This is a genomic window from Exiguobacterium sp. s192 (assembly GCF_018618795.1).
Taxonomy (GTDB): domain Bacteria; phylum Bacillota; class Bacilli; order Exiguobacteriales; family Exiguobacteriaceae; genus Exiguobacterium_A; species Exiguobacterium_A undae.
In genome coordinates this window covers 60910-83836 of sequence record NZ_JACSMS010000003.1, presented here as the reverse complement: position 1 = coordinate 83836, position 22927 = coordinate 60910, and the positions used below count along the sequence as shown (strand labels likewise).

Below are 22927 nucleotides of genomic sequence, written 5' to 3'. Positions count from 1 at the left end.
CATCCGTCTTATTTAACCTACTTAACTAATACCAAATACTGGATTTACAAACTTTGAATTGACTTTACATTCCAAAAAAAACGCCGAACGACCTTGTTACGGTCGTTCGACGTTTTTGATGTTCATGAAGTAGGTTTTCGTTTGACGACAAAACCGATTAATCCCGCCAGCAAGGCCATGCCGGCTGCATAGAGCGGTGTCAGTCCAACCGGTTGTTGCGCAAACTGCAGTAAGGCTTCATTCCGCCAAGCGACCGTAAAGTTTGCCGTCGTCGCTTGAGCAACAAGAAAACTCGTCACGCCGACTAAAACTGCAAAGACGATCGGATCAAGGATCGTCCGGAACGCACGGATACTGACGAGCAGATACAGAACAAACGGAATCAGAATCAAGATCCAGTAGGCACTTTCCGAGTCAATCGGCTCCGGTACGGATCCGGCTGATTCCGCATCGAGTGCCTGAATCGTCTGGCGGGCGATGCCGTAATCAACCGGTTCAAGATTCAGCTGGGTATCCGACAAATCAGGTCGTTCACCGCCGAGAATCGTCAACAGCTGTTCCATCACCCGATCAGTGTCCACTTCTGCCAGGACATCCTCAATCGATTGATTTAATTTCCCGGTCGATGTCTCCCCGTTCAACATCGTCACCGGTACGTCGACGTCTGCTCCGAGAACGTTCGCTTTATAGGAAATCTGTCCGCCGTGCAACAAGTCATACATGCCGCCGCTTCCGGCATCGAGACTCGCGACCGTCAAGGCCGTCCGAAGCATCGAATCTCCGTTGTATTTGGTTTCATCCGTCACGACGAGATACAGTTGGAGACAACTCGCAAATACCAACACGAGCAGGCTGCCCCGGGCTGCCGCCGACAAACCGGATAACCCTTGCGGATAGAGCGCCAGATAACTTAAACCAATCACGATCCCAAGTGCCAGCAAGCCTTGTGTCAACACACCGCCTTGGAACGATAAAAAGGAAATCGATTCACTGCGCTGGACAAGAAAGAACCAACCGATCCAGACCGTCACTAAAAAACTGACGGATCGGACTGTCCATCCGAGCCGGTTTGCTTTGATCCGCATCATTAAAAAGAGAATAAAAACAAATACGATCCCAAACACCGACAGCAACAGTGATCCATAGGTGGCGTCGAACGTCAGCGGGGACAAAACTTGATTCAAATCGATCCCAAAGATCGATAACACATCTCCGGCCGAACTCGCTCCGAGCGCTTGATTGATGATTGCTTCCCGGACCGCACCCGGCATCGTCACGTCCAGTCCGCCGACGAATAACAGCATCAGCGTGACCGTCACGTCGCTGCTTCCCCAGGTGACGCCTGCATCCTGCATTTGCTCGACGAGCGACTGGTAATCACCCGAGGATTCGATTTGTCCGGTCACGAGTGACATCAGACCATATAAGACGGCAAAGAAAATCAGACCAAACCCAATCCCGACCACGAGATCCATAATCGAAAAGCGCCGGTTGCGCCGCTCTTGTCGTTGCTCCATCCTCAATCCCTCCTTTTCCTTTGTTTGATTATTCCTGTTCTATGCCGTTCAGAAACGCCGGTCGTCTAATTTCAATGACTTCTGGTCATTTCTGTACGATATACTCTAATTATAACCAAAACTGTATGGAAGAGGGATTTTGATTCCATGAGGAGGAACGATGTGACGACAACAAAACCCAATCAAACGCTTTTTGAGAACATCAGCAGACAGGCAAAACTTGGTCAGCTGCTTACGGAACCGACAGTACTGTCCGGTGGTCTCCTGCATCAGATGAATCGACTGCAGACAACGACCGGGACATATGCGGTGAAGTTGCTGAATCCATCGATCCTTTCTCGTCCGACTGCACGGCAAAACTTCATCGATTCGGAACGGATTGTCAACGCTTTAGCAGGCAAAGTGTCCGCTCTGCCTGCCCTGACGATTGATGGATCTGCCTTGCAACAAATCGGTACACACTATTACCTTGTCTTCCCGTGGGTGGACGGGTCGACGTTGCCGATTCACCAAGTCACATCGAGCCACGCTGAACTGATCGGCGAACAGTTGGCGCAGATTCATGCTGTGGACCCGCTGCCGATTAAACAAACCGCTGGATCACCAGAGTCTCCGGTTCCATGGGACACATTCGCAGAAAAAATCCGTCAGCAAGGACTCACAGTGCTCGAACCTTATTGGACGGATTTAAAACGAATCAAGCGTTGGGACAGCGAAGTGTCTTCTGCCCTAAAACAATTGCAAGGAACATCGATCCTCAGTCACCGCGATTTGGATGCCAAAAACGTGTTATGGAAGTCCGGTGCACCGATTCTCATCGACTGGGAATCGGCCGGTCCGATTCATCCGATGCATGATTTTTTAGAAACGATTCTCTATTGGTCGCTCGATGAGCAAAATCGTGTGCGACGAGACCATTTTAAAGCCTTCTTCAAGGGGTATCATGCGGCAGGCGGTCGACTTGACTATCCAATTGAGCCGACTCTGTCCGCTGGATATGCGAGTAAACTCGGATGGCTTGCCTATAGTCTGTCTAAAGCCCTTCACCTTGAACCCGTAACTGAAAAGGAGCAACAAGTTGCCGTTCAACAGGTGCACGAGACGTTAAAAGCGCTCAAAGACTACGAAGCGCTTTGTCCGGTGGTTAAAAAGTGGTGGCGTGACAGTCAACAGAACACGATTCGTACTTTTTAGTAAGGAGCTGGATTTAAATGTCCATCGATTACACTTACCTCACGACACTGATTAAAATGAATCAATTCAGCAAGGCAAAAATCTTATTTGAGACGTATGACATCGATGAAATCAGTGATAAATTCATCGGGGACGCCTTTGATCACGAGACAGACATTTTGTATCAGTTCGTCTGTTATCTGATCGAACAGAATGAAACGGTACAACTGCACGATTTAGCGTTTGGTTTATTGATCCATCCTTTTTGTCATTATGACCGCGCCTACTACCGAGCGTACGACCATGTTCAGCGAACAGTTGCTCTGACCCATCGTCAAGACGTCGCTTTCCTTGAGTATTTGTTGTTTTTAGCGGAAGTGCCCGATCAAGTCACACCAAAACAGGAAGCCCGTGCTGTGGCGAATGAAATCTTACGGATGGAACCAAAGAATCGAGTCGCAAAAGACTTTTTGAAAGGGATGAAATAAACGCATGCATCAGGCAGGGATGGAAACATTACTTCAATTACAGGTCCGCTTAATCAACGGTCAGCTCGAAGTGCAAAAGGAAGAAGGATATGTCGAGGTCGAGTCGCTCACCTTCCGCTCAGGCGCCAGCTCGGAAGAATTGGCTCGACTCCCAAAAGACACACCAAAAGAAATCGTACACTTTTTACGTGTTCATAATGGCGCTCGTCTTTATTTCACGCCGGACGGTGGCGGTGGTTTCGAGTTGTTTTCGATTGATGCTATTTTGACTTACCTCCCGATTTGGGAATGTCCACCGGGCTTCATCCCGATTGGTACCGGACCTGACGGCGAATGGCTCGTTTGCGAATCAATCAGTGAAGGCGATAATCGGATCTGGACCGGTGAATTCCTGACGTACGAAGATCCTGACTTCGAACGGCTCCCGTTCTCCTTCGATAAGTGGCTTGATTATCTGATTGTTGCGCAAGGGACGATGTATTGGGACTGGTTTTGGTAATCTTTTATGTATACATATACCTCTACTTCAGGAAAGCAAAGACAGGAATCCGCCTGATTTTCACCTCATCTTACATGATCAAAAACGCACGAAAGCCTTGCCCCCGTTAACCGGAAGCAAGGCTCTTTTCAATTGCCATGGTATTTTTTTCTCTATTAGATACCTTCGTAAGCAAATTCCATGATTTGACGGAGTTCCGTCACAAGCGGCATTTTCGGATTTGCCGTTGTACATTGATCCTCAAACGCATCGACTGCCATCTTGTCGAGTTTCGCTTCAAAGTCGGCTTTTTTGATGCCTTGGGCTTTAAACGACATCTTGATGTTGAGGCGTTGTCCGAGCTCACTGACGGCTTGGATAAACGATTCGACGCCTTGTTCCGTCGTTGCTGCCGGCAGACCGAGGTAACGCGCGATCTCCGCATACCGTTCATCCGCAATAAACGATTCGTATTTCGGGAAGGCTGCCAGTTTTGTTGGTCGTGTCGCATTGTAGCGGATGACGTGTGGCATCAGAATCGCATTTGTCCGACCGTGTGGTGTGTGGAACTCCCCACCGATTTTGTGCGCGATTGAGTGGTTGATGCCGAGGAAGGCATTCGCAAACGCCATTCCGGCCATCGTTGAAGCATTGTGGACTTTTTCGCGTGCTTCGGCGTCTGAACCGTTATCGTATGCACGTGGCAAGTACTCAAAGATCATCTTGATGGCTTTTAACGCCAGTCCATCCGTGTAGTCGTTCGCAAGGACAGAGACGAAAGCTTCCGTTGCGTGTGTCAAGACGTCCATCCCTGTATCCGCCGTGATCGAGGCAGGCACTGTCATGACGAACTCCGGATCAACGATGGCAACGTCCGGTGTCAATGCATAGTCAGCAATCGGGTATTTCACGTTTTTCTCTTTGTCGGTGATGACGGTGAACGGTGTGACTTCTGATCCCGTACCGGAAGTTGTCGGAATGGCGACAAACTTCGCTTTGTTGCCGAGTTCCGGGAATTTATAGGCCCGTTTGCGGATATCCATGAACTTTTGACGGAGGTTCGAGAACGTTTCGTTTGGCTGTTCGTAGAATAACCACATGCCTTTCGCAGCATCCATCGCCGATCCGCCACCGAGAGCGATAATCAAGTCCGGTTTAAAATCACGCATTGCTTGGGCACCGACTTGAACGGTCGTCACGGATGGATCCGGTTCGACTTGGTCAAAGATCCGGTAGCTGACACCGGCCGGCAAGTTACGGATGACTTTGTCGGCATAGCCGAACTCGACCATCGATTGATCGGTGACGATCAACGCTCGAGAAACATTTTGAATCGATTTCAAGTATTGAACCGAGTTTTTTTCAAAGAAAATCTTTTCCGGTACTTTGAACCACTGCATGTTCACGCGTCGTCTCGCCACCTTCTTGACATTGAGTAGATGTTTCGCCGTTACGTTTTCTGAAACCGAGTTTTTCCCGTACGATCCGCAACCGAGTGTCAGCGATGGTGTCAATTCGTTGTAGAGATCGCCGATTCCACCGTGTGCTGACGGACTGTTGACGAGAATCCGGCAGGCTTTCATCCGGAGACCAAATGCCGTCATCAACTCATCGTTTGTCGTATGAATGACGGCCGTATGACCAAGTCCGCCGATTTCAAGCATGCGCTCTGCGACATGGAAGGCATCATTCGTTGAGGCGACACTGTATGCACCAAGGACAGGGCTTAATTTTTCATGTGACAACGGCTCTTCCGCTCCGACTTTCTCGAGTTCCGCAACCAGCATGACGGTGTTACTCGGAACGTTGATATCAGCTTTTGCTGCGATCCAGGTCGCCGGTTTCCCGACGATGTCCGCATTGACGGCACATGTATCGGTTTTGATGACGAGTGCCTCCAGACGTTTTTTCTCGTCCGGTGTACAGAAGTAGCAACCGAGTGCTTCCATTTCTGCCCGCACTTCGGCATAAATCTCTTGATCAACGATGACCGCTTGCTCAGACGCACAAATCATTCCGTTATCAAATGTTTTTGAGAGAACCAAATCACTGACGGCGCGTTTGATTTTAGCTGTTTTTTCGATGTAACACGGTACGTTACCCGGTCCGACACCAAGCGCTGGTTTTCCGGTCGAGTACGCCGATTTGACCATGCCGGCTCCGCCTGTTGCAAGGACCATCGCGATATCGGTGTGATTCATCAAGACTTTCGTTGCTTCAAGTGACGGTTGTTCGACCCACTGGATACAATCTTTTGGTGCACCCGCTTTGACGGCCGCATCACGTAATGTTTTCGCCGCTTCGAGTGAACAGTTTTGCGCGGACGGATGGAAGGCGAAGACGATCGGGTTACGCGTCTTGATCGCAATCAACGCTTTGAACATCGTCGTGGATGTCGGATTCGTCACTGGTGTGACGCCACAGACGACACCGACCGGTTCCGCGATGTAGGTGATTCCGTTTTGGACATCTTCTTCTAAAATTCCGACGGTTTTTTCGTTTCGAAGACTATTGTAGATGTATTCTGTTGCGAACATGTTTTTGATCATTTTATCTTCAAAGACACCGCGTCCTGTCTCTTCGACCGCGAGACGAGCCAGTTCGACGTGACGTTCGAGACCAGCGAGTGCCATATCCCGGACGATCGTATCGATTTTCGTTTGATCAAATGTCAGTAATTCTTGAAGTGCCGTTTGACCTTTCGCGACGATTTGATTGATTGCTTGTTCGACAGGTGAGACATCTTGTTTGATTTTTTCTTTGACAGCCATGTTAGGTTTCCTCCCTATTTTGGAACGAATCTGAGTCTGCATTTCCCTACAGCATGTTAGGAATGCCAAGCTGATTTTGAATAGTTTGTGCTTTCCTTCACAAATCAATCATACCGCCTTTCCCTCCATTTGTGCATGACCATCCTGTGAACTATTTCACATGTATGAGAGCGTTTTCAACGAATCCATCTGTTCGGACGCAAGGATTTGCTTTTTTATCCCGCCCCTGTGACAACTGTCACAGCAAATCATGAATCTGCTTGTCTGACCAATCGTTTATCGTGTACGCTAGAACTAGTTCCATCATTCATTTGTCTTAAAGGAGGAAGTATCATGTCAGTCGTTAATCAAATGCTTGCGTTTAATCAACAGTTCGTCGAAGAGAAACAATACGAACCATTCATCTCGGATAAGTTCCCGGATAAGAAGGTTGTGATTCTGACCTGTATGGATGCACGTTTGACGGAGCTCCTTCCCCACGCACTTGGTCTGAAAAACGGTGATGCCAAAATCATCAAAAATGCCGGGGCCGTCCTGTCCCATCCATTCGGATCCGTCATGCGGTCAATTCTCGTCGCCCTCTACGCCCTCGGTGCGGAAGAAGTCATTGTCATCGGACATCATGACTGCGGCATGAGTACAATCGATCCGGCGAAGATGATTGCGGAGATGCAAGACCGTGGCATCAACGAACAAGTCCTGCATACACTTGATGCTTCCGGCGTTGACTTGAAGCAATGGTTACGCGGTTTCACATCCGTCGAAGAAAACGTCGGTCACTCGGTTGGACTGATCAAAAACCATCCGTTGCTGCCGCCGGGTACGGAAGTTCATGGACTCGTCATCGATCCGGGAACAGGAAAACTCGATCAAGTCGATTGCTGAATCGCTCTTTAATGTAGAAGAAAGGTATGACCTGCCTCCATTTGACGCCGGTCATACCTTTTTGTGTTTTTTTCTTGACAGTCAAAAGAACGGTCTGTATGATACTTTAGTATAGTACAGTGATACCAAAAGAAAGTGTGGTTTTAAAATGTTTAATGCTGTCATCATTGCCGTTGTTTTATTATTTGCTTTAGCCATCTTCCGCGTCCACATCGTTCTCGCGATGGTCCTGAGTGCCATCGTCGGTGGAGTCGTCGGTGGACTCAGTTTATCGAAGACGATCGAAACCTTTGCCGGCGGACTCGGCGCCGGAGCGGAGATCGCCCTCAGCTATGCCTTGCTTGGTGCGTTCGCCGTCGCCTTGTCGAAAACCGGTTTGCCGGATGCATTGGCTCATGCCTTAATCTCCCGTTCAAAACGAACGGCTGACGCCGCATCGGTCAAAAAATTAAAAGGGTTCATCACCTTCGCGATTTTGTTACTGGCGATCAGTTCACAAAACGTCTTGCCGATCCACATCGCCTTCATCCCGATCATCATTCCGCCGTTACTCGGCTTGTTTAATGAAATGAAGATTGACCGTCGTTTGATGGCAATCGTCATGACATTTGGTCTCGTCACACCGTATATGTTCTTACCGGTCGGATTCGGGGACATCTTCTTGAATCAGATTTTGTTAAAGAACATCGAAGATAACGGAATGAATATCGCTGGTGCTTCCGTCATCCAAGCGATGGCGATTCCTGCACTCGGAATGCTCGTTGGTCTGTTGATCGGTCTTTATAACTACCGCAAGCCGCGGGAGTACGAAATGCGCAACATCGCACCGGACGATTACGAGATTCCGGTCATCACGAAAACGAAGTTGTTCCTCAGCGGACTCGTTGTCCTCGCGACACTGGCTGTCCAACTGACGACCGAATCGATGATTATCGCGGCGACGACAGGACTTGTCTTGTTCCTCGTCCTTCGCCTTGTCCGCTTCAGTGAAGCAGACGATGTCATCACACGCGGTATGCGGATGATGTCATTCATCGGTTTCGTCATGATTTCAGCAAACGGATTTTCGAATGTCCTGCGCGAGACGGGTGACATCAACCCGCTTGTCGAGAATTCCAAATCGTTAATGGGTGATTCGCAACTCGTTGCCGCTTTCGTCATGCTGTTGATTGGTCTCCTCGTCACGATGGGGATCGGCTCGAGCTTCTCGACTGTTCCGGTCATCGCTGCCATCTTCGTGCCGCTCTGCATGCAGTATGGATTCAGCTTAGAAGCGACGATTGCCATCATCGGAACAGCCGGTGCGCTCGGAGATGCCGGTAGCCCGGCTTCCGACTCGACGCTCGGTCCGACAAGCGGATTAAATGCCGATGGTCAACACGATCACATGCGCGAAACGGTCATCCCGACGTTCCTGCACTACAACATTCCGCTGTTGATTTTCGGAACGATTGCTGCCGTCGTCTTGTAAGCAATCAGAAAACAATCAAGAACCAACGTCTCGACGGACGTTGGTTCTTTTTTTGGCCAGAGGTGGTTCGTCTCAAATCATTGTGAGATGCTTGCGCACCTGTAGTCTAAAGATGCGACTGACATATTTGTTTATTCCGTTTGATGAATTGTTCTTCCATTTTCCGTCTTTCTTCTCTAATATAAAGGAATGAAGTGAAGCTGAAGGAGTGTTTCGTGTGTTATCACAAGTTGTCAATGATGTCTTACTTTACCTGGCGGATCTCGGGTATTTCGGGATTGCACTGGGTCTCATGATTGAAATCATTCCGAGTGAAATCGTTTTATCCTACGGAGGATTCATGATTTCTCAAGGAACGATCGGTTGGCCGCTCGCCATCGTCGCCGCTGTCATCGGCGGATTATTTTCGCAATTATTCTTATACTGGTTCGCCCGCTACGGTGGAAGACCACTGATTTTAAAATACGGGAAGTACCTGTTAATTACGGAGCATCATCTTGATTTGGCAGAACGTTGGTTCATCAAGTATGGACAAGGTGTCATCTTCGGTGCCCGGTTCATCCCGGTCGTCCGTCATGCGATTTCTATTCCGGCCGGCCTCGCAAAGATGGATCAGACGAAGTTTTCTGTCTATACGATTTTAGCAATCATCCCGTGGTCGATCTTATTTTTATATCTCGGAGACACGCTCGGAACAAACTGGCGCTCGATCAAAGAGGTGGCTGCCCCCTATACAAACGGGGTGTTAATTGCGGCGGTCGTCATGATCATTGTGTATGTAGCCCTCAAAAAACGTCAGCGTACAACGTAATTTAAGTTTTGCAGTCTGTCCCCCGCGGCAGACTGTTTTTAAAAAGGAGCGACTTCATTTGGATACTTCCAACACATTAAAAATCCACCTCGACCGTGTCACCGCCTCTCAAGTAACAGGAAAACATATTGCGACCGGATTGACGATTTCAGGACAGATCATGATGATCGAAGAACTATATGATACGAAACGGCACCGCAACGTCCTGCACGTCCACCGCTTGCATGATCAATGGCGGACGACGACGATTGTCGCACAGGCCGAAACGGATTTCAGCTATGTCGATTCGTTTTCAGACGGCAGGATTCTGCTTGTCGCCTCACGGTGCGACGACGATGTCGACGGTCTGTGGTTACCCAATGCGTTTATCTATGATACCTCTGGTCACTTACTGGACAGCTACTGTCTCGATGACGGGATTCAGAATGTTCATGTCGATGAAAAGGATCAGATTTGGGTCAGTTATTTTGATGAAGGTGTATTTGCTGATGCTGCGACGAATTCAGTCGGATCATTTGGCCTCGTTGTATTTGATGCTCACGGACAGGTCGTCTTCAAAAATAAAGAGTATCCGATTGACGATTGTTACGCTTTGAATGTCTGCGCTTCAGACGATGCTTGGTTTTTCTATCATCCGGATTACCGGATCGTTCATCTCAAAAACGGTATCGGAACCAGTTATAGCGTTCCCACACGGCATTTTTCTGATTTCATCGTTCAGGGCGATCACCTGATCACGACCGATAATGAGCAGACCTATCTGCTGAAACGAGAAGGTCAACATTACGAGGAACAAGCCCGGATTCAATTCGAGTCGGAAAAAGGAACCCCGTTGCAAGGAACAATCAAAATGCGTCAGGACCGGATTGTCCTGTCGACGGAAACCCGTTTGTATGCCGGAACATTTCAAGATTTTCTTCCCGAGTGACACCCTCTTCTGTGTAGAAATTGACTGTTACGTCCATTTCATCTGTAAATCGAACAGATAGTCCGTTTGTTTTTTTAGAGACATCATTTATTTGGCATCGAAGTTTGGACACGCGCAATCGCTTCATTTAAATAATCGAAGACATGTGTCGTCGCAGCATCCGTCAAATCAATCTGATCTAGCCGCTCCTTCATTTTGCGTTGCACCTCTTTTGAGACAAAAGGTAACAACAAGGCATAGACGGAACTGGATTCGTCATCAGATCGGGGAGCTACAGTCGAGCGGTCATACCGTGCATACAGCTTCCCTTTCTTCATTTCTTGATCAATGAATGCATAAAATGCTTCATCTTGTTGTCCGGTCAATTCCTCTGAAACGATCGCAATCAAGGCCTGATCAATCATGTTGACTTCTTTGTCGTCCGCCGTTTTGTATCGCTTGTCTTCCGGAAGATAGATTTCATGGAAAAAAGGACCGGACCGAGGAGCCGCTCGAAGGACTTTCTCCACCGGTTCGACCAAGTTCAGTCTTTTCAGTGCGGTCGCATCGAGATAATTGAGGCGGAGTTCATTCGTTTGCATCTTCAGGTTCCAATCATAAAAATCGATGGGAACATCAGACACTTTCATGTGTTCTACGATTCCGTCGTCAATTCGTCGACTCAATTGTTGATAGGAAGGCTCATCAAATCGTTTGGCTGCGGCAATCAGTGCATTACTGATCCGAAAATCATCCACGATTGCATTCGTCGCTGTTTTCGGTGTCAACTCCCATTTAATGAAGTCCCCTTCCTCTGTAGTGACCAGAAACTGTTTGCGCAGAATGTCGACCTGTTCTGCAAATCGATCAGCATCCCCGATTTCGAGGAGATAGACCATATATTGTCCCAAACTTTCCGAAAGACGCTGGGCCTCTTCCCGATCATACGCCCGGATGAGACCCTCTTTCATATAAACGGTTTCAACCTGTTGAATGACAGGATCCTGCTGACGGGTCATGAACACGAATAGACCTCCTAAGGCAAGCACAATTAAGATAACGGCAAATCGCTGTTTTTTCATGGTTGCTCGATTTTAACCCGTTTGGTTTTGTCCCAAACGATGGTTTCCTTCCGAATTTTACTTTTAATGTAAGCAAACATACCACGGAACAGCAGGATGACGAACAGCTGGGCATAGGTGAAGTACATGATCAGTCCAATCAAGACGTTCCTCGGAGTCGCTGTTTTTTCAAGTTCCTGCGCGGCTAATATTTGAATCGTATAAACGAGATACGTCATGAACCAGAACATGATCAACGGGGTCGTCGCCTCATTAAACGCATAACCAAACAACCCTAAAATCAAGACGATGTCAGAAATCAGCAGCAAGAAGATAAACAACAGATAGGTCATGATGTGCTGAAGTGAATGGACCAGCGTCCGCCCCCGCCAAAAATCACGGGTCAGAAACGCTTTTTCCAACAGGTAGATATTACCGAGCATCCACCGGGTCCGCTGTTTCATGTAAACTTTCATCGATTCCGGTTCCTGTTCCCACGTTTCCGCCGTATAAACGACCGGCAAGGTATAGCCGAGTGCCGTCACCCGCATCGTCAACTCCGCGTCCTCCGCTAATGCGTAAGGATCATATCCACCCAATTCTTCAATCACACTGCGCTTCAACAACATATTGGTTCCAGCTAACGAACCCGTCTTAAAGACCCTCCAGCGTCCGCTTTGCATGATGAGTTGGAACACCTGAAATTCAATCGCAATCATCCGCGTCAACGTATTCGTCTCGGCATTAATCGTTTTGACGACGCCTACCGCTCCACATGCATTTTTGGTCGTGACCGCTTGTTCGACGAGTTTCGTCACCGCATCCGGTTTCGGCTGATTGTCGGCATCATAGATCAAAAAGTACTCCGAATCCGTAATGGTTAACCCGTAGTTCAAGACACGGGATTTGCCAATCGGTTCACCTTTTGGCACTTGAATGTAATGAATCCGGCTGAACAATGTCGTAAATTCACGGGCAATCTGTTTCGTATCATCCTGCGATTGATCGTCCAACAAAAAGACGTCCAGTTGACCCGGATATTCGATTGCCATCATCGCCTCTAAGGTCTGTTGCATGACGACGCCTTCATTGTGTGCCGGAATCAGAATAGCGACGGACGGATAGGTTTCAAGCTCCGGTCGCTTTTGCTTCGCATAACGATCGATGATTCCTGCAATCGTCAAGAACGAGTAATAAAGTAACATCAGCCAAAAGATTGCCATGATTCCGTTCAAGATGAGGTTCATCGCACGACCTCCTCATCCTGATGACGGACCGTGGCTTCGACTGATTGTTTGACCGGTAAGACTTCGATCTCAAAGGGGTAATGAATCGATGTCATCTGAGCACGCACTTCGCCTAAAAAGCGTTCACATGCAATGTTTGCTCCCGCCGTATCCGTATTTTGGAGGAAAATCAGGAATTCAAATTTGTTCCGTTGCGACATGACGTCATAATGCGCCCGGAAGACACGAAGACCGGCGACCGTCAATAGTTGCATGATACTTTTTTTATTGAGTGCCGTCGGTTTTAACCGTAAATGAATCAAGTAATTGGTTTCATTACGCCGTTTGGCACCGGCCATTAAAAAGTCCGTCCGGTCCAAAAATTCGCTGTAACTTAATAATTGAGGTGTTTCGGAATACCCTTCCAACGTCCGGACACGTTCTGTTAAATACTGATTTTCTTCGAAAACGGACCGCAGATGCCGCAACAGCAACCAATATAAGAAAATCAGCAATGAAGCAATCAAATGTTGCTCGATGTACAGAAGCTGAGCCTCGTTCGAAGCGTCGGTGTACCAGGACAAGACGAGATAAAAAAATCCAAGTCCGAGGGTATAGGCAATCAGAAGTAAAAAGTTTTTCCGGCCGTTTAAAAACGTCATGACCAGTAATAATGGAAGGAGGATAAACACGGATGGTGTCGGTGCCGATCGCTCCAATAAGAAAAGACCATATCCTGCGGCACCAAAAAGCACCAACAGTAAGAATAAAGAACCGTTATAACGCCTCATTCTACTCCCCCATTCGTTTCTGTAGATTCCTATTATTTTATAGTTCCCAGATTCGAATGTCCATTAACTGACTTCTTTAAACTTTATTGACAAAGGTATTGTATAAATTTCCCGTTTATTTTTTTAAGGCGCCTCGGGCATTAAGCGCCGCAAACACGACCATCGCAAGACTGAGAACGGCTGCGACAAGCACCCCTTGCGTATAGACACTCCAGTCAATCGTCTCACGCAACAAAACGGCCCGCATGCCTTCCATGATGTACGTCGTCGGATTGAGTGTAGCTGCGATTTTTAACCATTCCGCTTCGATCAACTCTTTCGGGACAAACGTCGTCGACAAGAAAATCAGCGGGAAAAACAGCAATGTTCCGGCTTGCGCCGCCTGAGCATTCCGGGTTTTCAGGGCTACCCCGACCGAATAACCCGCAAAGGCGAGACCAAAACCAAGCGCGAGGACAATCGTCAGGAAAAAACCGGCACTGCCGGCTGGAATCGACAGCCCGAGTAAAAAGCCCATGCCGAAGATCAACAACGTCTGGACGAACAGTTGCAACATCCCCGCAAGCATCGGTCCGAGGACGATGGCCGTCCGGGAAACCGGCGTCAGCAGCAACCGTGCGAAATAGCCGCTTTCGATATCTTTGACGAGCGCCTGCCCGGCTCCACCGGCTCCTCCAACTGCACCCGAGACGATTGATACCGGTAAGATGAAGTTCAAGTAATCGACGCCACCGAACTGGGGCAGACTCGAGATGCCCGACAACCCGCTTGTATAAACAAGCAGGAAGAAAACGCTGATGATTAAATTCGGGATGAATGAGAACGGATTTCGTAACGTTACCAGTAAACTGCGTTTGGTCAAAATCAAGGTTTCCCGCCACATGTCACTTGTCCTCCTTGTACGCTTGACCGGTCAACTGAATGAAAACATCATCGAGTGACGGTTGTTTGACGACAAGCGATCGTGCTGTCAGATGATGGTCGTCCAAATAGCGGACAACTTGTTTGAGCGTCTCTGTTCCCGCTGACGGCAGAAGAACGATTTCTTTTTCGATCCGTCCTGAAAACGCCGCTCGAAACGCTTCGCTGGCGGATTGATCTTCGAGGACAACCTCAATCCGTTCGGCTCCGTTCATCGCTTTCAGTTCTGCCGCTGTTCCTTCGGCAATCAACTTGCCGTCATTGATGATTGCGATCCGGTCAGCCAGCTGATCCGCTTCTTCCAAGTATTGTGTCGTCAAAAAAATCGTCGTCCCGTATTCTTCGTTTAAACGACGGACTTCCGTCCAAATCTGTAACCGGCTTGCCGGATCAAGACCGGTCGTCGGTTCATCCAAAAACAGGACGGTCGGTTGGTGAACAAGCGTCAGTGCCAAGTCGAGCCGCCGCTTCATCCCGCCGGAATACGTTCCGGAGCGGCGTTTGCCATCTGCTGCTAAACCAACAAGCTCCAATAATTCATGCGCTCGTTCGACTGCTTTCTCTTGGGAGAAACCGAACAACTTCCCTTGCAGTACCAGCAACTCCTGCCCCGTCAAATCATTATCGATGCCCGTTTCCTGCAGGGCGACCCCGATTTGAAGCCGGACGTTTTTTTGGTCACGTTCGATATCGTATTGATTAATTGTCGCGTGACCAGACGAGACGGAAATCAACGTCGTCAGCATTTGAACCGTCGTCGATTTCCCGGCTCCGTTCGGTCCCAAAAACGCAAAAATCTCCCCTTTTTTCACGTGAAACGAAATCTGGTCGACTACCTTTTTCCCGTTGTACTCCTTCGTCAACTGCTCTACTTCAATCACGGTCATCCGTCCTTTCTGCGTTAAGATCATCCTGTTTGTCGCTTCATTACCTTTACCCCCTTTTCCCCTGTTTGCACAACAACGGGCAAACCCAAGATGGATTTGCCCGTTGTTTTTATCCGTTATACCGCGTCGTGTACGACCGAAGCGACACACCACTTCTCTTTTAATTGCTCAATCCGTTGTTTTCCTTCATAGGAGTTCATCCAAAGATTCATGACATCCAAGACTTCCGTTTGCCGATCTTGAATGAGGTAGCTTTTTTCGGCCGGAATCCATTTTTCCTTTATCTTCGGGGCACCTAATCGCACATCAAGCGATGCGTAATAAATCGCTTCGACAGTATCCGTGATCATGACATCCACTTCTCCCGCCGCGACGGCTGCCGGAATTGCTAAATTATCCGCATACATGACGATATGCGCCTGATCAAACGTCTGCCGGACAAACTGTTCATTTGTGCCGCCCGGATTCAAGCCGATTGTCACATCCGGACGATTGATGGCTGCAATCGACGTCAATAAATCAAGATCCGAAGCGCGGACAAGAGGTGTCTTTTGGAACGATAAATAGCTTTTCGTGAAGTCACCGACGATTTCCCGTTCGATATTCTTCGTGACGCCGCCTACGACCATATGAAATTTCCCGGCACGTAAGTCACGTGTCAGCGTCCCCCATGTCGTCGGAACGAATTCGACTTCCAGTCCGGCTTTCTCGGCAAACGAGCGGATGACGTCGATGTCGAACCCTTCATATTGATTCGTCTGACGGTTCAAGTACGTAAACGGTTTATAATCTCCGGTCGTCCCGACAACGATCTTTTTCGTCGTGAAGACGTTTTGTTTGCCGACACTGAACGAACCGGTGACATCTTTTAATCGTGTTGCTGCCAAAAGACCAGAAAGCAACAGACTTCCTCTAAGTGCTAATCCTCTTTTATTCACTCTGCTCGCTTCCTCTCTCTGTCTGACGCTTTTTTCTGTATAATACTCAAAACAGTATCATATTGTTTTATGTTATCCAAGAGTTTTTTGATTATTTCGTCAAAACAAGACGATGTTCGATTTCTGAGCCCTCTTGTTTGCAGAACTCCCGTCCCTTCTTTCATACTGGAAAAGAATTCACAAGGAATGGGAGGAATGGAAGATGAGTAACGTATTTATTATTGGGGCGAACGGAAAAGTGGGTCGGCACGTAGCGAAACAACTGAGCGGGTCGGTGCACGATGTGCGGGTCGGTTTGCGCTCACCGGAACAGTTCGCAGATTTCGAAGCACTTGGGGCGACACCTGTCCTGCTTGATCTCGAACAGGATGTCTCGTCGATCACAGACGCCATCAATAACAGTGATGTCATCATCTTTACGGCAGGCTCCGGTGGTCATACCGGTGCCGATAAAACCATTCTGATCGACCTGGATGGCGCAGCAAAATCGATTGCGGCCGCAGAACACATTCAAGCGAAACAATTCATCATGGTCAGCGCGTTAAATGCCGATTCGCCGGAAACTTGGTCCGACAGCATGAAACCGTATTATGTCGCGAAACACTATGCCGATCGCCTGCTTCGGGACAGTTCCCTCGCCTATACGATCTTGCGTCCGGGTGGGTTGACGGACGATGCAGGGACTGGTGCCGTGACGACAGATCCGGCATCAACGGACAAGACGACGATCGCCCGCGAAGATGTCGCGCGTGTCGCCATCGCTGCGATTGAACAGGAATCGGCGTATCGCCAAACGATTCCTCTGCTTGAAGGAACGACACCGATCGCTGATATTTTTGCGTAATGTCAAAATGAGCTCAATCCATTTGGATTGGGCTCATTTTTTTAGGAAGCTCGCTTCATTTCAACGATGTGCGCCTGTTCCCGACGAACAGCCGTCAAAATCAATGTAACGGCAACCGTGACCAGCAAGATGACCGTCAGACGAAGAACAAACGACGAGATATCTCCGTCAAAGTAAATCAATCGGGTCAGTCCGGCGACCGCATTCGGTACCGGCAAATAATGACCGATCGTCTGGTAAAATGGTGCCAACATCGACGGGGGCACAATATTTCCTGCCGTCATCAGCTGGAACGGAATCAAAGCGACGTTGACGAGTGGCGCAATCGGACCGAAAATCGTGAAGTTCATCTGGGTGACACCGATACAAGTTGCCGTCAATAATACCTGGAACGCCCATACTTTTACAAAGGACGCTTGTATCTCCGAAAAGGCAAACGCAAGCGACACCATGACCAGCGGCACAACTAACAGGACAAGACCGTGCAACAGCTGTTTGCTCCAAAAGAGCGACCACTTTGCATGTCGTTTTTTCAGGATTTGCGTTACGAGATTAAACTGGATTCCCATCGTCATGACCGCAATGTAGATGACGAAACCCAGTAAGATCGGCAGCATCGAGGTCGAAAAATCAGACACTTCATGTTCGACGATGACGTCAGAGACAACCGTAGGTGTGCCGTTTAACGCTTGGGTGATTTCCGTTGTTGCCTGTTTCAGGATGCCGTTCGCAAATTCAGCATTTGCCTGATTGACGTGGAACGTCAGCTTCGGTTGATCCGTATCCGTCAGACTCGCGATGAGAATCATCTCGACTTCCCCAGCATCCAGTTGCTTCAGTCCCTCCGCTTCCGACCGGACAGATTGGACCGTGAACGGACTCTCCTTCTGCAAGTTTTGATACAAGCCGACTGTCGAATCCGACTTGACGACAGCGACACGCAACTGATCCAGACGATCCGTCGCCCCTTGGTACCCCGTCATCCAGACGACGAGAAATAAAATCGGGACGATCAAGGCAAACATCAATCCCACTTTCGTTTGTGTAACCGAAAAAACATCTTTAAAACTCTTCATGTGTTCCGCTCCCCTTTATATGCATTACTTATAATAGCATATGCAACTATTAATCCAAAAAAGAGAAACCAGTTACGTCACGTTTTGGTAAATGGTTTCAAGTGTCTTGATGAATTGTTTAATTTCTTTTTTGGACAATCCGGAAAAAGCTTGCTGTTGCAGCTGATCGAGTGTCGGTTCCAACAGTCGGATAACCTGAACGCCTTCTTTTGTCGTCAATAGAATGAAGGCCCGCCGGTCGCGTGGATCCGCAGAACGGATGACCAGTCCTTTTTTGACGAGCTTATCAAGGATTTTCCCGACCGTCGTTTGGTCCCGTTCCGTCAACAGCGCCAACTGTTTTTGCGAAATGCCCTCTTGTTTATGAAGCTCACTCAACACCGAGAACTGTTCCGGTGTCAGACCGTGTTCTTCCATCCGCTTGGTGGCGGCACGTTTAAAGGAATGATAGCTGCGTGACAGTTGCATACCAAGTGACCAATCCGTTTCTTTCACTGGAACTCCCCACCTCAAGAATAATAGTTGCACTACTTATTAATTGAACTTATTTACTATATGCCGGATGAGGTGGTTTGTCAAATGTCTTAGTTAATAGTTCTCGCCTTAAAAATTGTACAAGCTAATATAATTCAAGACGTAAACGATTTGATCGCTTCGATATGCGCATCCTTGACGTGTTGGTCGACTTGCGACTGTTGTTTAAGCTGCTCATAGACGGCATCGACTTGTGAGGGTGTCAGCCGTTTGACCGTTGCCAAACGTTTGATCGTCCAGTGTAACTCATTTCGTTTGATGACGTGGACGTGACCGGACTCAATCGTGATTTTTTTCAGTTCACACCGTTCGCTGAAGACGATGACCGATTGAAATACCTGTTGCTCCACCGTTCCCGCTAAAAACTGTGCCATACTTTTCAAGTGCTGCTCGTTTTGTTTGATCGGATTGTAAAATCGTTGTTTGTACCGATTTTTGAACATTTGTGTCCACTGCCGGTCCGCCTCTTTCCCGAAGATCCATCCGCTGTAGTTTTTTGATTCCAATACATAGATGCCACTCTCATGAATGAAGGTGACATCGATTTCCGTCATTCCCTTGCCCCGTGCTTTTGGCAAATACGTATTGATGACGAACTTTCCGTATCCTCCAACCTTTTCGAGCTGACGGGTCGTCAAGTATTCGCCCCAGATTCCTTTATCGCGGACCGCCTTTAGAAAACGTTCCTGCGTGACCTGCTTATATGTACTTTTGTCGAACGATCGGCGACGGAAGTAAAACAAACTGCCGAGCGTGACGGCAAACCCGACGAACATGACACTTCCGATGAGAAGTAACGCCGGAATCAATGCAGCTAACAAATCTTCCACTCATTTCATTCCTTTCTTTTTTAAATCCTAAATTTTCCACTATTCCAGAATAAACGGAATTCTTTTCAATTTCCACTAATTGTTACATTCATTTCACTGTGGTACGGTAAAGAAAAGGAGGGGTAGGGATGTTTGACTCATTTTTCTCAATTTGGCTGCCTTTGATCCTGCTGATCATCGTGTGGCAATCTGTTTCGCAACAACTTGCAAAACTTCGCATGACCCAACAGCAAACACTACGTGAACTGACACGTCTTCAAGAACATCTCGGCATGACTGATGCCGCAAGCAGTCACAGCCTACTGAATGAACAGATTGAGCAACTGCTGTCTGATCATGAGACGGTGGAAGCGATTAAACTGGTTCGGGATACTCTCGGGTACCCATTACTCGAAGCCAAACAATATGTCGATGCGATCAAAGAAGCATCGTCAGACAGGCGCTGAACGAATAACAGGCAAGTCTTCCGAGAGGAGGACTTGCCTGTCTTGATGTTTAACGGACTTTCTCCAGTCGGGCCGCTTGAATTTGATACACTTCGTCACACAGTAAATCGATGTCCTGCTGGTGGTGACTGGTCAGGAAAATCGTCCGCCCTTCTTCTTTATACTGCACGAGCAGTGTCCGGATCCGTTCGACACTATCCGTATCAAGGGCATTAAACGGTTCGTCGAGTAACAAGACCTGTTGATTTTCCATGATGGCTTGGGCAATCCCGAGTTTTTGTTTCATTCCAAGCGAATAGTGTTTGACCTTTTGCGTCAAATTCGGCACCAGTCCGACTTGTTCCATCGCCCGGCGAATCGCCGCATCATCGATTTTATTTTGAATCCGGGCGAGTTCCTTTAAATTCGTGAATCCGTCCAGTTGACCGATGTAACCCGGTCGTTCGATCAAGATGCCGAAGTCTTTCGGAAAGCGGTGTTTCCCCGTCAAGGCTTGCCCGTCGACTGCAATCGTTCCAGCGTCCGGAAAGACAAACCCGCACAGCATCTTGAATAACACCGATTTGCCGGACCCGTTGATACCGGTAATGCCGTAAATCTTTCCCGGTCCGAACGAAACATTCATGTCGTGAAACAGTTCCTGCCCTTTATATTGTTTGCTGACGTTCGTTAATGTAATCATCGTCTTGCCTCCTTAATGATTTGTTCGGACATGTTTTCGGAAAACGAGCTGGATGACGATATAAACGAAGAGGCTTGCTCCAACCAGTTGCAGACTGATTGCATAAGCGGAATGGTCAAGCAGCTGAACCGTTCCATTTCGTCCAATCGGTATCCAGTCCTGTTGAACGAGCGGCAACAGTGCAACCATTCCGCCGCCAATCCAGTAAATGCCTTGGACGGTTTCCCGTGTCCAGTACAAGACGAGAAACAGAATCAGACCGTACACGATGAGTTGGAGTGTCCCGTTGACGATTGTCTGGTAAAGAATCGTCGCGAGATCAACTGACAAACCGTTCACCTGAGTCGTCCACTCGACGCCACGTAAAAATGCAAACAGTGTCGCTAAACCGACGAGACCGATAACCGTTCCGGTTGCTGTCACTAAAAGCCGCGCCAATTGTTTCGAAAACCATCGATTCAACGACCGGTGCCGGATGATGTGATAAAGTCCTTGATCGATGACGTCCCGTTCATATCGTTGCGTCAACAGGTAGGTATAACCAAAAAATAAGACGGCATGATTCAAATATGCCTGCAGCGTGAAACCATCAGACCGGACGCCGCTGAATACGGTCAGTAAGTAATCACCATACGTCTGATTCGCCGGCTGCATAAAGAAAATCAATGCACAACATACTAGATAGAGAGCGGATGAACCGCCGCTGTTCGGCAAACGAATCGGCCGGTCAAGAAGCAAAAATCGGATGCCCAGGACAAAAACGCAACCTATCCAAAATTCATACGCCTGATGCGCAAGCAGTGCGGCTAACGACAACAGGAAAAATAGGCTCGGAAGTCCGATTTTAAAGGCAAGCCCTGTCCCGAGAAACAGCAGGCCCGAAAGCAGGTACAAGAGTTTCCGCTGCTTCGTCCACAGGTAGAAAAAACCCAGTAATAAATGAATCAACAAACCGCCGACAAATAAAAATCCAAGTTGCAGACAATGGGAAAGCAGCGGCGAAATGTTCAAAAACACCGAGTCTTTTGGGATATAAAATACCTGTCCGGCCCGTGCCGCAAGACTCCAATTCGTTTCAGCCGGTGCCTGCAGTGCAAACAGGTATCCGACAATCGCATACACTGATAACCCCATTCCCCACGATTTAGCGAACCGTCCGGTACTATGTATCAACGCACTCCGTGTATTCCGGAAGCGGATCAACCGGAAATCCGTTAAGTCCCTTTGTATTCGAACAATCGATAACAGGAGAACAAGCAACAAAATATCGTACATCAACAAATAGGTATTCATCGTCACTGCCGTCATTAAATCCCATTGATTAAATTCGATTCCTTTACTAAGCGCTTCCTGTTGATCTTGATACATCCAGATACCCGCAAAAAGCGTCACTTGAAGCCAACAAACCGCATAGACGATCCGGCTCACAGTTCCCACTCCGTCCGCTTCATCCCCGTGATCATCAGTCCGAGCAACATCAATCCCAGGACACTGAACGGAACAAATATCGTCCACAACGGCATCGCGATAATGTTAAACGGGAAAATCGTGCTGACGGGCGAAAATTGCGGGACACTGAGCAAACCGGTCGCAAAGTTCAACAGGTGATAAAACAAAAACGGAAGACCGACTGCCAGAAATAATTTCCCGGACAACACCAACAATAAGTACGCAATTGTCGCATATACCATCGCATTGAGTCCGATCCATCCCGCATAAGCGATCATATACATCCCATCCGTCGTGAAGGCTTGGGTGAACGTCGTCAATGATTCCGGACCCTGTTCATATGTCATCCAGTTCAGGCTCGGCTCTACGAACCGTAAAAACAGCATCCATCCGAGCATCGTCACAAAAAAGACGATAAACGTGATCAAGGCGTTGACGACTCCTTTGGCAATGAGATAGTCCGTTAGCGAAACACGGGTCCGCGCGTACCGGATGAACTGATGATCGATTTCACGGGCGACCGTTGGCAGGTACAGCACACAACAGAGTAACGGAAACGCGACGGCGATAATCGTTCCGGCAGATTCTTCGAACACCCCCTGCCACGTCAAGAATACGTATCCGGTCCGAACCTGGTTAAACTGTAACAGGATAATCAGCGGGAGCAGCAAAGCCAGACATAACGTCCGACGTGTCATGCTTCGTTTTAATTCCGTCCAGATAATCGATTGCAACGGCTTC

Annotated in this window: 23 protein-coding genes; 9 read left to right on the top strand and 14 right to left on the bottom strand. The window is 48.3% G+C overall.

Annotation, left to right across the window (positions count from 1 at the left end; translation table 11 throughout):
* Positions 1–122: 122 nt before the first annotated feature.
* Positions 123–1517: a hypothetical protein gene (locus tag KNP87_RS07570; protein WP_214721299.1), complete on the bottom strand. Its 1395-nt coding sequence runs from the start codon at positions 1515–1517 to the stop codon at positions 123–125.
* A gap of 162 nt (positions 1518–1679) precedes the next feature.
* Between KNP87_RS07570 and KNP87_RS07565 the strand changes: the two genes are divergently transcribed.
* From KNP87_RS07565 to KNP87_RS07555, 3 genes are read left to right on the top strand one after another with little or no spacing between them, the layout of a single operon-like run.
* Positions 1680–2711 (top strand): phosphotransferase, encoded by a 1032-nt coding sequence (locus KNP87_RS07565; RefSeq protein ID WP_214721298.1) that lies wholly within the window; start codon positions 1680–1682, stop codon positions 2709–2711.
* 17 nt (positions 2712–2728) lie between these two features.
* The gene (locus KNP87_RS07560; RefSeq protein ID WP_214721297.1) at positions 2729–3178 is read left to right on the top strand and encodes a hypothetical protein; all 450 of its coding nucleotides are present in this window, start codon (positions 2729–2731) and stop codon (positions 3176–3178) included.
* Positions 3179–3182: 4 nt separating this feature from the next.
* Positions 3183–3677, top strand: a complete 495-nt coding sequence (locus KNP87_RS07555) for an SMI1/KNR4 family protein (protein WP_214721296.1) — start codon at positions 3183–3185, stop codon at positions 3675–3677.
* A gap of 155 nt (positions 3678–3832) precedes the next feature.
* Here the strand turns inward: KNP87_RS07555 and adhE are convergent, their stop codons facing one another.
* Positions 3833–6427: a bifunctional acetaldehyde-CoA/alcohol dehydrogenase gene (gene adhE / locus KNP87_RS07550; RefSeq protein WP_028106534.1), complete on the bottom strand. Its 2595-nt coding sequence runs from the start codon at positions 6425–6427 to the stop codon at positions 3833–3835.
* 333 nt (positions 6428–6760) lie between these two features.
* On the opposite strand from adhE, the gene KNP87_RS07545 reads away from it, so the two are divergent.
* The 4 genes from KNP87_RS07545 (at position 6761) to KNP87_RS07530 (ending at position 10522) form a co-directional block, all read left to right on the top strand.
* The gene (locus tag KNP87_RS07545; protein WP_026833269.1) at positions 6761–7312 is read left to right on the top strand and encodes a beta-class carbonic anhydrase; all 552 of its coding nucleotides are present in this window, start codon (positions 6761–6763) and stop codon (positions 7310–7312) included.
* A gap of 148 nt (positions 7313–7460) precedes the next feature.
* A complete protein-coding gene (locus KNP87_RS07540; RefSeq protein ID WP_119922664.1) occupies positions 7461–8783 on the top strand; it encodes a Na+/H+ antiporter family protein in 1323 nt (440 codons plus the stop codon).
* Positions 8784–9000: 217 nt separating this feature from the next.
* Positions 9001–9594: an undecaprenyl phosphate transporter UptA gene (gene uptA, locus KNP87_RS07535; protein WP_214721295.1), complete on the top strand. Its 594-nt coding sequence runs from the start codon at positions 9001–9003 to the stop codon at positions 9592–9594.
* A gap of 58 nt (positions 9595–9652) precedes the next feature.
* Complete coding sequence (locus tag KNP87_RS07530; protein WP_214721294.1) at positions 9653–10522, top strand: hypothetical protein; 870 nt, start codon at positions 9653–9655, stop codon at positions 10520–10522.
* A gap of 83 nt (positions 10523–10605) precedes the next feature.
* Here KNP87_RS07530 and KNP87_RS07525 read toward each other — a convergent pair whose 3' ends face one another.
* The 6 genes from KNP87_RS07525 to KNP87_RS07500 all read right to left on the bottom strand — a co-directional run bounded on the left by KNP87_RS07525 (position 10606) and on the right by KNP87_RS07500 (position 16325).
* Positions 10606–11526 carry a glycoside transferase gene (locus KNP87_RS07525; protein WP_214721293.1) on the bottom strand — a complete coding sequence of 307 codons (921 nt, stop codon included), beginning with the start codon at positions 11524–11526 and terminating at the stop codon, positions 10606–10608.
* A gap of 53 nt (positions 11527–11579) precedes the next feature.
* Positions 11580–12809 (bottom strand): glycosyltransferase family 2 protein, encoded by a 1230-nt coding sequence (locus KNP87_RS07520; RefSeq protein WP_214721292.1) that lies wholly within the window; start codon positions 12807–12809, stop codon positions 11580–11582.
* Positions 12806–13579, bottom strand: coding sequence for a hypothetical protein (locus tag KNP87_RS07515; protein WP_119922659.1), 774 nt, complete (start codon positions 13577–13579; stop codon positions 12806–12808). The genes KNP87_RS07520 and KNP87_RS07515 overlap by 4 nt, the downstream gene beginning before the upstream one ends.
* Before the next feature lie 115 nt (positions 13580–13694).
* Positions 13695–14462, bottom strand: coding sequence for an ABC transporter permease (locus KNP87_RS07510; protein ID WP_028106540.1), 768 nt, complete (start codon positions 14460–14462; stop codon positions 13695–13697).
* A 1-nt stretch (position 14463) separates the two neighbouring features.
* Positions 14464–15387, bottom strand: coding sequence for an ATP-binding cassette domain-containing protein (locus KNP87_RS07505; RefSeq protein ID WP_051524874.1), 924 nt, complete (start codon positions 15385–15387; stop codon positions 14464–14466).
* Between the two features lie 116 nt (positions 15388–15503).
* Complete coding sequence (locus tag KNP87_RS07500) at positions 15504–16325, bottom strand: transporter substrate-binding domain-containing protein (RefSeq protein WP_214721291.1); 822 nt, start codon at positions 16323–16325, stop codon at positions 15504–15506.
* A gap of 202 nt (positions 16326–16527) precedes the next feature.
* On the opposite strand from KNP87_RS07500, the gene KNP87_RS07495 reads away from it, so the two are divergent.
* The gene (locus KNP87_RS07495) at positions 16528–17169 is read left to right on the top strand and encodes an SDR family oxidoreductase (RefSeq protein WP_026833276.1); all 642 of its coding nucleotides are present in this window, start codon (positions 16528–16530) and stop codon (positions 17167–17169) included.
* A 41-nt stretch (positions 17170–17210) separates the two neighbouring features.
* Here KNP87_RS07495 and KNP87_RS07490 read toward each other — a convergent pair whose 3' ends face one another.
* The 3 genes from KNP87_RS07490 to KNP87_RS07480 form a co-directional block, all read right to left on the bottom strand.
* Positions 17211–18245, bottom strand: coding sequence for a YhgE/Pip domain-containing protein (locus KNP87_RS07490; RefSeq protein ID WP_214721290.1), 1035 nt, complete (start codon positions 18243–18245; stop codon positions 17211–17213).
* A 72-nt stretch (positions 18246–18317) separates the two neighbouring features.
* Positions 18318–18740, bottom strand: a complete 423-nt coding sequence (locus KNP87_RS07485; protein WP_026833278.1) for a MarR family winged helix-turn-helix transcriptional regulator — start codon at positions 18738–18740, stop codon at positions 18318–18320.
* 134 nt (positions 18741–18874) lie between these two features.
* Positions 18875–19609 (bottom strand): nuclease-related domain-containing protein, encoded by a 735-nt coding sequence (locus KNP87_RS07480; protein WP_214721289.1) that lies wholly within the window; start codon positions 19607–19609, stop codon positions 18875–18877.
* A 128-nt stretch (positions 19610–19737) separates the two neighbouring features.
* On the opposite strand from KNP87_RS07480, the gene KNP87_RS07475 reads away from it, so the two are divergent.
* On the top strand, positions 19738–20055 hold the full coding sequence (locus KNP87_RS07475; protein ID WP_214721288.1) for a hypothetical protein: 318 nt from the start codon (positions 19738–19740) through the stop codon (positions 20053–20055).
* Positions 20056–20104: 49 nt separating this feature from the next.
* Here KNP87_RS07475 and KNP87_RS07470 read toward each other — a convergent pair whose 3' ends face one another.
* From KNP87_RS07470 to KNP87_RS07460, 3 genes are read right to left on the bottom strand one after another with little or no spacing between them, the layout of a single operon-like run.
* Complete coding sequence (locus KNP87_RS07470) at positions 20105–20737, bottom strand: ABC transporter ATP-binding protein (RefSeq protein ID WP_214721287.1); 633 nt, start codon at positions 20735–20737, stop codon at positions 20105–20107.
* A gap of 12 nt (positions 20738–20749) precedes the next feature.
* A complete protein-coding gene (locus KNP87_RS07465; protein ID WP_214721286.1) occupies positions 20750–22165 on the bottom strand; it encodes a hypothetical protein in 1416 nt (471 codons plus the stop codon).
* Positions 22162–22920, bottom strand: a complete 759-nt coding sequence (locus tag KNP87_RS07460; RefSeq protein ID WP_088836846.1) for an ABC transporter permease — start codon at positions 22918–22920, stop codon at positions 22162–22164. Before KNP87_RS07460 ends, KNP87_RS07465 begins: the two co-directional genes overlap by 4 nt.
* Positions 22921–22927 lie beyond the last annotated feature (7 nt).